The organism is Actinomyces sp. S6-Spd3 (genome assembly GCF_000758755.1).
Lineage (GTDB): Bacteria > Actinomycetota > Actinomycetes > Actinomycetales > Actinomycetaceae > Pauljensenia.
In genome coordinates this window covers 301,723-316,086 of sequence record NZ_JRMV01000281.1, presented here as the reverse complement: position 1 = coordinate 316,086, position 14,364 = coordinate 301,723, and the positions used below count along the sequence as shown (strand labels likewise).

The window sequence follows — 14,364 nt, the reverse complement described above, 5'->3', positions numbered from 1 at the left end:
CCTCAGCGCGTTCCGGGCTGGTATCCCAGCACAGTAGCAATATCTTTGAGGGCCCATGCGCCTTCGCGCAGCAGTGTCGCATCCCCATGCGCACAATCGATGATTGTTGAGGGAACGGCGCTCTTGGTCGGCCCTGAATCCACGTAACAGTCTACAGTGCCACTGAAATATCCACGTGCTTCTTCCACATTGGTCGCGGGAGGCTGCCCCGTGAGGTTCGCGGAAGTAACCGCCATAGGGCCGACACCACTCAAAAGCTCGCACACGGCCTCGTGAGCGGGCATGCGCAAAGCAACGGTTCCACCGGTTTGTCCCAGATCCCAGTCAACACTCGGATTGGCTTGAACGATCACGGTCAGCGCCCCCGGCCAGAATGATTCCATGAGCCGAATAGCGTCTGCGCTCAAATCAGTCGAGACCTCGTATGCCTGCTCGACAGAGGCGAGCAGCACCGGAGGGGGCATGGTTTCATTCCGACCTTTCGCGGCAAGCAGCGCGCGAACTGAGTCATGGTTATCCGCACGCACTCCGATCCCGTAAACGGTATCGGTTGGGAGAACAACAAGGTCTCCGTTGGCAATTCGCGAACTCACAAAGGCGAGATCAGCCGGATCCCATCCCATGCGACAATCAAGAATATGCTCCACCGTTTTCTACTCTCCTTCGGTATATCGAGCGAACAAAAAGCGTGGGATGCCAGCTAAATCACTGAGGGTTCGGACCTGAGTGAAGCCGCACTCACGCGCATATTCCCTCAAGGTCTGGGCTTGCGACGCCGAGTGCTCCATGGCTAAAAGGCCGTCTTTCATCAGCAAATCACGGCAACGGTCAATCAGTAGTTTGGGGATCTGTGTACCATCGTCGCCTCCCCCATAGAGCGCCACGGCCGGGTCACGCTGTGCTTCAGGCTGAGTCGGTGCCTCGTTGGGTGGAACGTAGGGGGGATTGCTGACGAGAAGCGCAACTTTCCCGCCCAGTTCCTTGAGCGTCGAGGCCTGGGTTGCGTCCCCATTGACGAGGCCGACGCTGGCGTGGGCGTGCGCGGCAACATTGCGCTGCGCGTAGGAAAACGCGGAGGGATCCACTTCAACTGCAGTCACGTGATGTTTTCCCTCGAGGCTCAAAGAAAGCGCAATTGCCGCCGATCCGCTGCACAGATCAACCCATTCCCCCTCTGGAATCCCATCCTTTGAAATCAGCTCCAGAACGTGTTCAACGAGCATTTCTGTTTCGGGGCGAACAGTGAAGACCCCCTCGCCCGCGTCAAGCTTGAGTCCTCGAAAATACATCTGGCCAGTGACATGGGAACGAGGGATACGGCGCGCTCGCTTCATGACGGCAGTGCGGTAGCTGGCCTCGGCGATGGGAGGGACCTCAAGGGGTGCGCGAAGGAGAGAATCCACGCCCAGTGCCCACGCGAGAAGGTAGCGGGCCTCGGCTGCAGGTGAAGCTCCCCCACTGTCAGTTGAGAGCTCCTTAAGCTGAGCGCTCCCCCAAGTGAGGAGCTCAGATTGAGTGCTCATACATGTGCATCTGCAGATGCGAGGCGCTCGGCCTCGTCTGCGCTTTGGAGAGAAGCAATCACGGGATCAAGCGCGCCATCGAGAACCTGATCAAGGTTGTAGGCCTTAAATCCACTGCGGTGATCGGCGATACGGTTCTCCGGGAAATTGTAGGTACGGACGCGTTCGGATCGGTCGACGGTGCGCACCTGGGAAAGACGCTGCGCAGAAGCTTCAGCTTCACGCTTAGCTTTAGCTTCAGCAGCCAATCGCGAGGCAAGAACACGCAGTGCTGCTTCTTTGTTTTGCAGCTGCGATTTCTCGTTCTGCATGGAGACGACGATTCCCGAAGGAAGGTGGGTGATACGCACCGCGGAATCGGTTGTGTTCACCGACTGACCGCCGGGGCCCGATGAACGGTAGACATCGATTCGCAAGTCATTGGGGTCGATAACAATTTCGTCATCGACTTCGAGTTCGGGCATGACGAAGACACCGGCAGCGCTGGTATGGACGCGTCCCTGTGATTCGGTTACGGGAACGCGCTGGACTCGGTGCACTCCCCCTTCGTACTTCAGGTGTGCCCACACGCCTTCATCGGGAGTCGGGTTACCCGTTGCTCGCAGGGCAAGTGTAATTTCCTTATACCCACCCAATTCGGTGTAGGTGGCGGATAGCTCGCTTGTCTTCCAGCCCTTCGAATCCGCGTAGCGCAAATACATTCTGGCAAGGTCAGCGGCGAAAAGCGCAGATTCTTCTCCACCTTCGCCGGCCTTGATTTCCAAGATCACGTCGCAGGCATCATCGGGATCTCGTGGAGCAAGAATCGAGAGGAGATGTTCGTGCGCAGACTTTTCTTCCTCTTCGAGCGCGGGGATTTCCTCTGCGAAAGAGGGATCGTCTTGCGCAAGTTCTTGTGCTGCTTGAAGATCATCTCGCGCATGGCTGAGCTGATCGGCTGCTGCTTTAATGCGAGAAAGCTCAGCGTAGCGGCGGGAAACCTGCTTGAGAAGTGATGGGGAGGAAAGGACTTCAGGATCAGACATTCGCGTTTCAAGCTCTGTATATTCCTCGAGCAACGCATCTAATGCGGAGAATTCTTCTCCGAGAGCACTCATGACTGATCCTTCCCTAGACCTGATTCAAGGGTAGCTGTTGACACACGTCGGCGCCGACGACATCGTGTCGCCGGCGCCGACTGCGAGCTCACTTGGAGGGGCGCACGCGCTTTCCGTAACGCGCCTCGAAACGGGCGACACGGCCGCCGGTATCAAGAATCTTCTGCTTGCCGGTGTAGAACGGGTGGCAAGCCGAGCACACGTCCACGCGCATCTCACCGGAGGTGAGGGTGGAACGGGTGTGGAACGTGTTACCGCACGTGCAGGTCACGACGGTGTCCACGTATTCGGGGTGAATGCCCTTCTTCATGGATATATCTCCTGGATCGTTTGGTGCCCCGGGTCCGAATCGCAGTGCCCATCGCATCTGGCGATGAGTCACCTTCCACTGAAAATCAGCGGGACGAAGCGGTGAAGCGGAAGCCGACATGACATTATGCCATGTCCTCCCCCATGATTGCCACGCCCACACCATTCGCTGAGCGTGAAATGGGCAATGTTTGGGCGGCGAGTTCAGAAGGACGAGGACGAGCCCGAACCGGAGAAGCCTCCGCCTGAACTTCCATAGCTTCCATCACTGGAATCACTGCTGTGCGTCCACGTGTGAGCCGTGTTGTAGGTGTGCTGTTGATACCACATCGACTGGTAAATGTACGTATCCGATTCCCATCCGGGCATGCGGTAGCTTCCAAAAGCTATGGATTTCAGAGTGTCCGCACTCACCCCTGCGCTCTGGGTATTCAGGCGAATGGTTGAGGCAGGATCATAGGTATGAAGGGTGCCATTCAGGCGATACGAGCCCTTGTAACCGACCGTTGCGGCGCCATCGGATTTGTCCTGCATGGTTTCCCATTTTTCGTAGCGTTCTTGCCCGAGTTTGGTGGTATCAGCTTTGAGAGATGCCACGACAACGCCTTTGACCCAATTTCGAGTTTCATTCGCAATACGATCAAGTGTTTCCAAAGCGTTCACCGGGGTAACCGCGCCCTGACCGATTTGGTCCTTGAGCTGGACGATGAGTGCCTGCTGATCAACGATCCAACGGAGGATCTCTTCTTGGCCTCGCATTGCGTCGGGGGTTCCCATTTCTTTGCTCACCGAGGTGACGAGTTCCCCAAGCGCAGTCAGGTCCTCAATGACCGGGCCGATTTCCTTCATCCAAGCGTCGACCCATCCACTGCCGAGGTTAAAGAACTCAGAGGCAGAGAAAACTGTGTCATCAGTTGAATCCATTGAGCTGGTCAAACTGAGAAGAGTATCGGTTTTGTCCTTAAGAACAGCGCTGAAGTACTCCCAGAAACGGGGGGTTCCAATTTCCGCCCATTTCTCTTGAGCGATGCGGAAATTCGCTTCATATTCGGTGTAGCGCAGCTCAAGTTCATCGTGATACTTACCGCTATCACCGATTAAAGCAAAAGCTCGCTCGGCTCGATTGTGGTCCGCCTGGACGTTTTCCCAATGCTCGCGCGCCTGACGCAAGTTACGACGCGATTCGCGACGGAGCTTGAAGCCCTTCCATACGGTGACCAGACCTAAGAAAGAGACAAACCATGCGGGCCCGGGAGGAAGCTCTCCATCATATGTACTATTTCCATTCGCGTCAGGAACGTAGTGCGCCGCTTCTTTTGCAGCTTCGACCATTCCCGCACTCCAGCGCCCGGCCCGGAAATCATCTTTGGCGGCTTCTTGGATCTTGTCTTGTTTGCTGCTAGATACCTTGGTGTCTTCCCCAAAGTACGTACCCACTTTTCGATAGCTCGGCGATACCGCGAGGATCACCAGGCCGTCAGCCCACTTGTTTCCGCTTGCCGAGAGCCATTCTTTATGAGAACTTCGCGCGTAGTTCAAGACCGCTTCATTGAAGTTACCAGTGGGCACAGTGTCGGTGGATAGAACCACAAGCTTCACCGGCTGCTTGAAGGGCACCTGCCCGAGCTCGCTTTGAAGACTCTGCCCGTTGATAGCGCCAAAGCTTGAGGTCTGATCATAGATTTCAACATTGGGATAGTACTGGTTAGCAGCACGCGCGGTTGAAATACTCGACATGACAATCGGGAAGAGCCACACAGCCGGAACAGAGAGCATGACGAGCAGCCCGCAAAGCATTCGCATCATGCCGCGCCGCGCAGTTGCCTTCTTCTTGCCTGAGGGGTCGTCTCGAACAATCACTTGAGGCGTATCAGCCATAACCATCCCATTTCGTTGTCAACTAGTAGCAGAATAGTGACCTTGCCAAGGCAGAACAAATGGGGCGAAAGACCGTCTAGTCTTTCGCCCCGCTCGTCGCTTATCTTCAGTCTGCGGAAGGAACTTGCTTTTGAACCAGCATGAGGAATTCCGCATTCGATTGCGTTTCCTTCAAACGATCCAAAACCGCTTCCAATGCACTTTGCTGATCGAGGGTGCCCAGAACTCGACGCAGTTTCCACATGATGCGCAGTTCCTCGGGCTTGAGCAGCATCTCTTCGCGACGGGTTCCCGATGCATTGATATCAATAGCTGGGAAGATTCGGCGGTCAGCGAGCTGACGCGAGAGGCGCAGTTCCATGTTGCCGGTGCCCTTAAACTCTTCGAAGATCACTTCATCCATCTTCGAACCGGTCTCAACCAGTGCCGAGGCAATAATGGTCAGCGATCCGCCTTCGCGCAGATTGCGCGCTCCACCAAAGAACTTCTTCGGGGGGTACAGCGCAGAGGCGTCAACACCACCGGAGAGAATACGCCCCGAGGCCGGTGCCGCAAGATTGTAGGCACGAGAAAGCCTGGTGATGGAGTCAAGAAGAACGACGACATCTTGGCCGAGTTCGACCAGACGCTTGGCTCTCTCGATCGCGAGTTCAGCAACGATTGCGTGATCCGATGCCGGGCGGTCGAAGGTCGATGCAATGACCTCACCCTTGACGATGGAACGCATATCGGTCACTTCTTCAGGGCGCTCATCAACCAAAACAACCATGAGGTGAACCTCGGGGTTGTTCAGCTCGATTGCCTTGGCGATCTGCTGGATGACCATGGTCTTACCGGCCTTCGGCGGCGAGACAATCAAGCCACGCTGTCCCTTACCAATGGGAGCAACCAAATCGATGACGCGAGGGGTATAAGCCTTAGCAGAGGTCTCCATGCGCAGCTGCTGATCGGGGTAGATCGGGGTGAGCTTGGAAAACTCACGACGAGCCTGTGCATCCTCAATGCTCATACCGTTGACGGAGTCAACGCGAACCAGTGCGTTGTACTTCTGGCGCTGACGTTCTCCCTCACGAGGCTGCCGGACGGCGCCTGCGACCGCGTCACCGGGGCGCAGTCCCCAACGACGGACATTGCCGAGGGTGACATAAACATCGTTCGGACCCGGCAAATAACCCGAGGTGCGCACGAAAGCATGGTTTTCTTGAACGTCCAAGATGCCCGCGATCGGTGCCAGATTTTCTTCCGAGGCCGAAGCTTGCGCTGCAGCTTCACGACGTTCGCCTCGTTCACCGCGGTCGCCACGTTCGCGACGGGATTCGCGGCCTTCTCGACCACGCCCACGACGGCGCCCTTCGCGATCGCGACGCGAGCGCTCACGGGATTCAGGATCGTCGCTATCGGGGAGCGAAATTTCAATGTGCTGGCTGGGTGCCGATTCTTCCTCTTCACGCTGAGCGGGGGCAGGAAGATCCAGGGTGACGGTCGGAGGCTCAGCCGCTTCACTGGAGACGACGCGGCGACGGCGGCTCTTACGCGGAAGGCTTGCTTCACGCGAAGAACGTTCTTCGGAAGCACTTTCCTGCACCGAGGCCTCGGGGAGTTCGATACTCACCTGCGGGGCTTCGCTGGCCTCCTCACGTTCCGCGCGGCGACGACGCGGAGCAGAAGCTTCTGGACTGCTGTTGCTTTGGGCAGTGCTAATTGCCTCGATGAGCTGGGGCTTGCGCATAGCAGAAACGCCCTTGAGACCCAATTCAGTGGCCATAGCTTTGAGTTCCACCAACTTCAGTCGCGAAAGTTCGCGCTCTTGGGTGGTCACATCGTTGCTCAACTGATAATCCTCACATGCATGGCCCATTCAAAGGCCAGGTGAACTTCTCAATCAACATGAGATCAATAAAAAGACACATTCCAACAGGAATATGGAAGAGCGAAGGATTTCCTTCAGTGCGATAGTAGCAAGTCGCTCAGGTTTTCTCACTACTTTTCGCGGCAGAGTTCTTCAGTCTGCGCGCTAAATCACACAAACACTCGCCCATCGTCAATCTTTGAAAGATTACCCCGAGTAATCTGCACACCAGACTTTGCCAGCTTGAGAGGCAAAACCTTCCAACCAGCAGCCTGAGCATCAGCCTGGACCTTCGGATCAATACTTTCCAAACTGAGAACTGTCGGCCCAGCCCCCGAAATAACAGCCGCTTTACCCGCACCGCGAAGCCACGTAACCAGAGCATGCGAAGGTTGCATGGATTGACGACGATAGTCCTGATGGAGGCGGTCTTCTGTCGCGGCCATGAGCAAGTCATGCACATCATGTCCTGCCCCGATCACGCGCGTCTGCCCTCCCAAGACTGCGGCCAAAACCCCAGCCCTTGAAAGATTGAATTTCGCATCATTGAAAGGAACCTGCTCAGGCAAAACAGCCCGCGCCTTCGAAGTCGCTAGCTCGAAGTCAGGAATAAAAGCAACGGGGTCAATGGGAGATTCTCCCGACAAATGCACCATTCCGGGTGCCCCATCATCATCCATCCACGACACCGTGACGCCGCCCGAAATAGCGGGTGCAACATTATCGGGATGACCTTCAATTTCCGTTGCGATTGCAAGAATATCTTCAGCGGTTAGCGCCTCAGGATCACCAATAAGGGCGCGCGCAAGCCCAAGCCCAGCAACAATTGCCGACGCAGAAGAACCCAGGCCTCGGGAATGAGGGATACGGTTCGTGCAGTGCATCTGGATCCCGACCTGAGCAACCCCAGCGGCTTCAAGTCCCATTCGAAGCGAGCGAACAACCAAATGGTCTTCGCCCTCGTCAAGGACCCCGGCCCCCTCACCCTCGATCGCGACATGCGTCGGACCTGCGGTGGCGTGGACACTGACCTGATCCCACAGATCTAAGGCAAGACCGAAAGAATCAAAACCCGGTCCGAGATTCGCCGAAGTTGCCGGAACACGAACAGCAACGAAGTCTTGGGTGATACGCATGGAGGGTCACTTTCCAGATTTTAGATATCCAGCATGGGGAAGATTACGGGCGGAGTGAGCGCGTCACACGCACTTTGAAGGGCATCGACGAGGCCATGGGCACGGTCTCTCGAAACAGACTGAGTACGTAGCGTGATGATTTGCTCCCCTTCAGTATCACCCTTCACGACATCGAGACTGCACAGCGACACTTCACGGGAGGCACAAACGGCCGCAATCGTTTCGCACACACTAGCGCCCTGGCGCACGCCGAGACGAATAATAAAAGGCGAAGCAACGCTCCATTCAGAGGCGAGGACAACATCACTTTCCTCTTCGAGGCGCAGCGCCCCCTGACCATCAACGCGGTCACGAGCGGCGGAAACAATGTCCCCCAGAACTGCCGAGGCCGTCGGGTAACCACCCGCACCCAAACCGAGGAAGGCGAGCGTGCCGGCAGCTTCAGCCTCAACATAGACACCGTTTGCGGGACCATGAAGCGAGGCAAAGGCATGGTCGGAAGGAACGAAGGTCGGTTCCACTCCAAGAGCTAATACCTGCTCCCCTGCTTCAACCCTGAGTTGCGCACGCGCCACAAGCTTGACCACACATCCAAGCTCGGCAGCAAAAGCGATGTCCTTGGTCGACAAAGTCGTAATACCCTGCCTCGGAACAGAATCAACACTGACCCAGCGGCCGAAAGACAAGGAGGACATGATCGCGCACTTTGCCGAGGCGTCGTAGCCTTCAACGTCTGCACTGGGATCCGCTTCAGCGAAGCCGAGCTCTTGCGCCTGAGCCAATGCCTCGTTGTAGTCAGCACCACGCGTCGTCATCGCATCGAGAATGAAGTTCGTCGTACCATTCACGACTCCCGCAATCTGACGCACGCGATCTCCGCGTAGCGAGCTGGAGAGTGCATGGATCACGGGAATTGCACCCGCGACCGAGGCCTCGAAATACAAGCGAGTATTGGCCTGACGAGCAGCTTCAAAAAGCTCTGGACCACGCGAGGCAATCAATGCCTTGTTTCCTGTAACAACAGCACTTCCATTGCGCAGGGCAGCCATCACATAGTCAAAGGCGGGTTCAACCCCACCGATCAATTCGACAACAATGTCTTTTCCATCGATCACCGCATAAGGATCCGTTGACAATAGTTCCGAGGCGATGGGGAAAGCACGCTTGGCCTCGAGGCGACGAACGAGCACAGATTCGACATCGAGACGCACCCCTAGGCGTCGCTCGTATTCATCCGCCCACTGGTCGAGCAAATGAATAACGTGGCCACCCACCGTTCCTGCTCCCAGGACACCAATACGAATCGGCGTAGCTGCGCTCATTTTTCCCCCTGCATCAGGTGTCACGCACGCATCAATGCGGACATTTCTTTCCTTGAACTGTGATGAGTCTACTGTGCCAAGCTCTCCCCTACGGGTTTCAACAAGCACTTTGAGATACGCAACTTTCAACCACTTCACGTTAGGGACTTTTGTCCTATACTCATAGTGACCGGAGCGACAAAAGTCCCAGATTGTTAGACACCACATATAGGCGAAAGGTGCATAAAGATGCTGTCCGGGCATCAAGTGAGGGACACTATTACCAGATGCCCAACACGGCACCAAAGATGAGGCCGAACCTCATCAACCGGAGGTTTTCAGCCTGAAAGCCACGGCAACCGAGAAGAGGGAAAATGACTGATCAGCAGACCGCCGACGTCACTACCGACGCATGGGACGGTTTTGTTAGGGGCCACTGGTCCGAAGAAATCGACGTGCGTGACTTCATTCAGCACAACTACACCCCTTACGAAGGAGATGCTTCCTTCCTCGCCGGGCCGACGGAAAAGACCCTGCGCGTGTGGGAAACCCTTGAAAAGAACTACCTGTCGGAGGAACGTAAGGTTCGCATCCTCGATGTTGACACCCACACCCCCGCGGATATTGACGCTTTCAAGCCCGGCTACATCAGCGAGGACGACGACGTTATCGTCGGACTGCAGACTGATGCCCCCCTCAAGCGTGCGATGATGCCCAATGGCGGCTGGCGCATGGTTGAAACCGCCATCAAGGAAGCTGGTAAGGAAGTTGACCCCGAGGTCAAGAAGATCTTCACCCAGTACCGCAAGACCCACAACGATGCCGTCTTCGATATCTACACTCCTCGCATTCGTGCAGCGCGTTCCTCACACATCATCACCGGTCTTCCCGATGCATACGGCCGTGGCCGCATCATCGGCGACTACCGCCGCGTCGCACTCTACGGTGTCGATTACCTGATCGAGCAGAAGCAGAAGGATAAGGATCGCTACGCAGATCAGCCCTTCTCCGAGCACTGGGCACGCTACCGCGAGGAGCACTCGGAGCAGATCAAGGCTCTGAAGAAGCTCAAGAAGATGGCAGCCGACTACGGCTACGACATCTCTGGTCCTGCTCGTAACGCTCATGAAGCAGTGCAGTGGACCTACTTCGGCTACCTGGCATCCGTGAAGTCTCAGGACGGTGCGGCAATGTCCATCGGCCGTCTCTCCGCCTTCTTCGACTGCTACTTCGAACGCGATCTGAAGAACGGTACCCTGACCGAGCTCGATGCCCAGGAAATCATTGACTCCCTGGTTATTAAGCTGCGCATTACCCGCTTCCTGCGCACCATCGATTACGACCAGATCTTCTCCGGTGACCCCTACTGGGCAACCTGGTCGGATGCCGGCTTCGGCGAAGACGGTCGCACCCTGGTCACCAAGACCGCATTCCGTCTGCTCCAGACCCTGCGCAACCTCGGCCCCGCACCCGAGCCGAACATCACCATTTTCTGGGATGAGAAGCTCCCCAAGGGCTACAAGGAATTCTGTGCACTGATCTCCATCGAGACCTCCTCGATCCAGTACGAATCTGATGAGCAGATTCGTGAGCACTGGGGCGACGATGCGGCCATCGCTTGCTGCGTCTCCCCCATGCGTGTCGGCAAGCAGATGCAGTTCTTCGGCGCCCGCGTGAACTCTGCAAAGGCTCTCCTCTACGCCATCAACGGTGGCCGTGATGAGATGAGCGGAAAGCAGGTCATGGAAGGCTACGAGCCCATCAAGGGTGACGGCCCCCTCGACTTTGACGAGGTCTGGGCGAAGTACGAAGAGATGCTGGACTGGGTTGTCGGAACCTACGTCGAGGCTCTGAACATCATCCACTACTGCCACGATCGTTACGCATACGAGGCAGTCGAGATGGCTCTGCACGACTCGGAGATCGTCCGCACCATGGGCTGTGGCATTGCCGGCCTGTCCATCGTTGCCGACTCTCTGTCTGCAATCAAGTACGCAAAGGTCTACCCGATCCGCGATGAAACCGGACTGGTCGTTGACTACCGTACCGAGGGCGAATTCCCGACCTACGGCAACGACGATGACCGCGCAGATGACATTGCAGCAACCGTCGTTCACACCATCATGGATAAGATCCGCGCGATCCCCATGTACCGTGATGCAATCCCGACCCAGTCGGTGCTGACCATTACCTCGAATGTTGTTTACGGTAAGGCAACCGGTTCCTTCCCCTCGGGCCACCAGAAGGGCACCCCCTTCGCACCTGGCGCGAACCCGGAAAACGGCATCGATACTCACGGCATGGTTGCCTCCATGCTTTCCGTTGCCAAGCTCGACTACAACGACGCGCTGGACGGTATCTCGTTGACCAACACCATTACCCCTCAGGGTCTTGGTCGTACGCGCGACGAGCAGATCACCAACCTGGTGGGCATCCTCGATGCAGGTTTCGTTCCCGACGATTCCTGCTGCGTCGATGCAACCAAGGGCTACTGATAGAAACAAGTCTTAGGCAAACGGAACACCGCTTGTCTATCCGGCCCCACCCGGAAGAAAAGGAGAAATGAAATGGCAACTAAGACCTACGAAGAGCGTCTTGCTTCCATGAAGGCCGCCCGCGAAGAGCGTGAGGAAGGCGCTGGTCTGTACCACGCCAACATCAACGTTCTCGACCAGGCAACCCTCGAGGACGCAATGGAGCACCCCGAGAACTACCCGAACCTGACCGTTCGCGTCTCGGGCTACGCAGTGAACTTCGTGAAGCTCACCCGCGAGCAGCAGCTGGACGTGCTTTCCCGCACCTTCCACCACTCTGCCTGAGAGTAGCTTGACTGAATGGGGCGCTGGCCGCAGGGCCCGCGCCCCATTCGCTTTCTCAGCCCACTGACGAAATTTTTTCCGTACCTTGATCGTTCTTCCCCATAGGAACGTCAAGGGCACACCCCACGGAGTACACGATGACCATGACATTGAGTGATACTGATCTTCTTCGTGATCAAGACTTTCAGGCACCCTTAGCTCGCACAGCTGGCCAGGGCGTCGAAGGCCTCGAAGAATTGACCGATCTAGAGCGCTCAGACCGCCTCGCTCGAATGCGCGAAGGTACCCTGGGTTCAATTCACTCGTGGGAATTGGTCACTGCCGTCGATGGACCCGGAACCCGCATGACGGTCTTTTTGAACGGCTGTCCCCTGCGCTGCCTCTACTGCCACAATCCTGATACCTTCCTTATGAAGGACGGCGCTCCCATTTCAGATGTCGAGCTGCTCAACAAGATCCGTCGCTACCGCCGCGTATTCAAGGCGACAAACGGTGGCATCACGCTATCTGGTGGCGAAGTACTGATGCAGCCAGCTTTTGCCAAGCGCATTATCTTGGGCACGAAGGAAATGGGGATCCACACCTGCATCGATACCTCAGGTTATCTGGGCGCCAACTGCGACGAAGAGATGTTGGACAACCTTGATCTTGTTCTTTTGGACGTCAAGTCTGGCTTCCCTGAGACTTATAAGGAGGTCACGGGACGAGATCTGCAGCCAACTATCGACTTCGGTGACCGCATCGCAAAGCGCGGTGGCCCTACCCGTATGTGGATCCGATTTGTTCTGGTTCCAGGCCTGACAGACGATCCCGAGAACATCCACAAGGTCGGAGAGATCGTTCAGCGCTGGACGAACGTCATTGACCGCGTTGAGGTGCTTCCCTTCCACCAGCTCGGTTCCGACAAATGGAAGAGCTTGGGACTGGAATACAAGTTGGAGGATACGAAGCCCCCGTCGCCCGAGGCGACCGAAAAGGTCCGCGAATACTTCCGCTCTCTGGGCTTCGAAGTCCACTAAGTAGCGCCGTCAATATTTGGGCCACTGCACCAGCGTGTGACGCTCGGCAGTGGCCCAAAGTTTATTAGGTCGAACCTTAATTCAAAGTATCGAGGGCTACCTGGCGGTCTTCATCTTCACGTAGCTCACGGATAACACGCGCTGGATTACCCACGGCAAGGCTGCGAGGCGGAATCGAACGTGTCACAACTGCGCCAGCTCCAATAACACTGTCATGGCCAATAGTGACGCCTTGGCACACCGTCACGCCGCTGGCCAGCCACACATTGTCTTCGATGGTGATGGGTTCGGCGCTCTCCCATCCCTCGCGACGCGGGCCGTGTTCCAATGGGTGAATTGGGGTGAGCAGCTGACAATTCGGGCCGATCAGGACATCATTACCAATGCGGATCTCGGCGACATCAAGTGCGGTTAACCCGTAGTTCGCCCAGACTCCTTCACCGATATGAATATTGATTCCGTAATCGACTCGGAAGGGCGGACGAATCGTCACTCGCTGTCCAACACTGCCCAATATTTGCTCGAGCAGATAGTGTGCAATGTCGGGATCTTCCGGAAAGGCGGCTTCATGGAGTTTAAGAAGACGTTGAGCACGTCTGCTGACCTCAGACATCTTCGGATCATCACCGATATACCAGTCCCCTGCGATCATGCGTTCCCAATTGCTCCGCCCATCAGCTTGGAAAGCACCGTGATCGCGGTTCATGAATGAAGTCCTTCGCTCAGCATCCCTAAGAGCAGTTCAAAAGAATAGCGGTCTGAACGCGGATCTTCGGGATGCCACTGGACACCCACGATAGGAGCGTGCGGGTCTTCCACGGCCTCGATCGTGCCATCGGGGCTGCTCGCAATCGAGCGCAGTCCCGTTGCCAGACGATCGATTGCCTGGTGGTGCGCAGAACTCACCGTGAGCTCATGACCAAAGCCCGCTCGAGTCAAAGACGACTCGTCTTCAAGAATGACCTGATGACGACTAAAACGGTGGTCATCCAAGAGCGTCGGGCTTTCATGCCCATCCATGTCTTGAATGAGCGTTCCACCGTAAGCGACATTGATGACTTGGTGTCCCCTGCAGATACCAAGAAGAGGAAGTCCTCGCTGTCGACACTGCAGAACCAATTCGATTTGCCTGCGGTCGCCATCTGGCCAGTGCTGACCTTCACGGGGGTAACCGGTATCCATACCGTAGAACTCAGGATGGACATCGGGGCCACCGAGGAGAATCACCGCATCGATTCCCTCCACAACCTCGGACGCTGGCCGAGGATCGCTATCGGCGATATGGAGCTGAACATCCCACGAAGTAACCGCTTGGGAAAGCACACTTCCCTGAAGGGCTTCGAGCAGCGATTGCTCACGACACGTTGGACGGTGATCAGTCAGGGCACTGACCAGAAGGCGAGGGCGAATCATCACGTCTCCTTGAGATGAAC

At 56.4% G+C, this 14,364-nt stretch carries 13 protein-coding genes; 3 read left to right on the top strand and 10 right to left on the bottom strand.

Features of this window, described 5'->3' with window-relative positions; genetic code table 11:
* Positions 1 to 2: 2 nt before the first annotated feature.
* The 8 genes from HMPREF1627_RS08525 to HMPREF1627_RS08490 form a co-directional block, all read right to left on the bottom strand.
* The gene (locus tag HMPREF1627_RS08525) at positions 3 to 647 is read right to left on the bottom strand and encodes an L-threonylcarbamoyladenylate synthase (protein ID WP_034502894.1); all 645 of its coding nucleotides are present in this window, start codon (positions 645 to 647) and stop codon (positions 3 to 5) included.
* Positions 648 to 653: 6 nt separating this feature from the next.
* Entirely contained in the window at positions 654 to 1,523 is an 870-nt protein-coding gene (locus HMPREF1627_RS08520; protein ID WP_034502893.1) for a N5-glutamine methyltransferase family protein, read from the bottom strand.
* Positions 1,520 to 2,620, bottom strand: coding sequence for a peptide chain release factor 1 (prfA, locus tag HMPREF1627_RS08515; protein WP_034502891.1), 1,101 nt, complete (start codon positions 2,618 to 2,620; stop codon positions 1,520 to 1,522). The genes HMPREF1627_RS08520 and prfA overlap by 4 nt, the downstream gene beginning before the upstream one ends.
* An 88-nt stretch (positions 2,621 to 2,708) precedes the next feature.
* Complete coding sequence (rpmE, locus tag HMPREF1627_RS08510) at positions 2,709 to 2,930, bottom strand: 50S ribosomal protein L31 (protein WP_034502888.1); 222 nt, start codon at positions 2,928 to 2,930, stop codon at positions 2,709 to 2,711.
* 203 nt (positions 2,931 to 3,133) lie between these two features.
* Positions 3,134 to 4,807: a DUF5129 domain-containing protein gene (locus HMPREF1627_RS08505; RefSeq protein WP_081940806.1), complete on the bottom strand. Its 1,674-nt coding sequence runs from the start codon at positions 4,805 to 4,807 to the stop codon at positions 3,134 to 3,136.
* 106 nt (positions 4,808 to 4,913) lie between these two features.
* On the bottom strand, positions 4,914 to 6,572 hold the full coding sequence (gene rho / locus HMPREF1627_RS08500; protein WP_234305314.1) for a transcription termination factor Rho: 1,659 nt from the start codon (positions 6,570 to 6,572) through the stop codon (positions 4,914 to 4,916).
* Positions 6,573 to 6,826: 254 nt separating this feature from the next.
* Positions 6,827 to 7,792 (bottom strand): homoserine kinase, encoded by a 966-nt coding sequence (gene thrB / locus HMPREF1627_RS08495; RefSeq protein ID WP_034502886.1) that lies wholly within the window; start codon positions 7,790 to 7,792, stop codon positions 6,827 to 6,829.
* A gap of 20 nt (positions 7,793 to 7,812) precedes the next feature.
* The gene (locus tag HMPREF1627_RS08490) at positions 7,813 to 9,252 is read right to left on the bottom strand and encodes a homoserine dehydrogenase (RefSeq protein ID WP_234305300.1); all 1,440 of its coding nucleotides are present in this window, start codon (positions 9,250 to 9,252) and stop codon (positions 7,813 to 7,815) included.
* Positions 9,253 to 9,467: 215 nt separating this feature from the next.
* Between HMPREF1627_RS08490 and pflB the strand changes: the two genes are divergently transcribed.
* The 3 genes from pflB to pflA all read left to right on the top strand — a co-directional run bounded on the left by pflB (position 9,468) and on the right by pflA (position 12,931).
* Positions 9,468 to 11,588, top strand: a complete 2,121-nt coding sequence (gene pflB, locus HMPREF1627_RS08485; protein WP_034502885.1) for a formate C-acetyltransferase — start codon at positions 9,468 to 9,470, stop codon at positions 11,586 to 11,588.
* A gap of 72 nt (positions 11,589 to 11,660) precedes the next feature.
* Positions 11,661 to 11,912, top strand: coding sequence for an autonomous glycyl radical cofactor GrcA2 (grcA2, locus tag HMPREF1627_RS08480; RefSeq protein WP_009409237.1), 252 nt, complete (start codon positions 11,661 to 11,663; stop codon positions 11,910 to 11,912).
* A 137-nt stretch (positions 11,913 to 12,049) separates the two neighbouring features.
* Positions 12,050 to 12,931, top strand: coding sequence for a pyruvate formate-lyase-activating protein (gene pflA / locus HMPREF1627_RS08475; RefSeq protein WP_034502883.1), 882 nt, complete (start codon positions 12,050 to 12,052; stop codon positions 12,929 to 12,931).
* Between the two features lie 76 nt (positions 12,932 to 13,007).
* On the opposite strand, the gene HMPREF1627_RS08470 is transcribed toward pflA, so the two are convergent.
* Both HMPREF1627_RS08470 and HMPREF1627_RS08465 read right to left on the bottom strand, forming a co-directional pair.
* Complete coding sequence (locus HMPREF1627_RS08470) at positions 13,008 to 13,637, bottom strand: sugar O-acetyltransferase (RefSeq protein ID WP_034502882.1); 630 nt, start codon at positions 13,635 to 13,637, stop codon at positions 13,008 to 13,010.
* Positions 13,634 to 14,344, bottom strand: coding sequence for a gamma-glutamyl-gamma-aminobutyrate hydrolase family protein (locus HMPREF1627_RS08465; protein WP_034502880.1), 711 nt, complete (start codon positions 14,342 to 14,344; stop codon positions 13,634 to 13,636). The genes HMPREF1627_RS08470 and HMPREF1627_RS08465 overlap by 4 nt, the downstream gene beginning before the upstream one ends.
* Positions 14,345 to 14,364 lie beyond the last annotated feature (20 nt).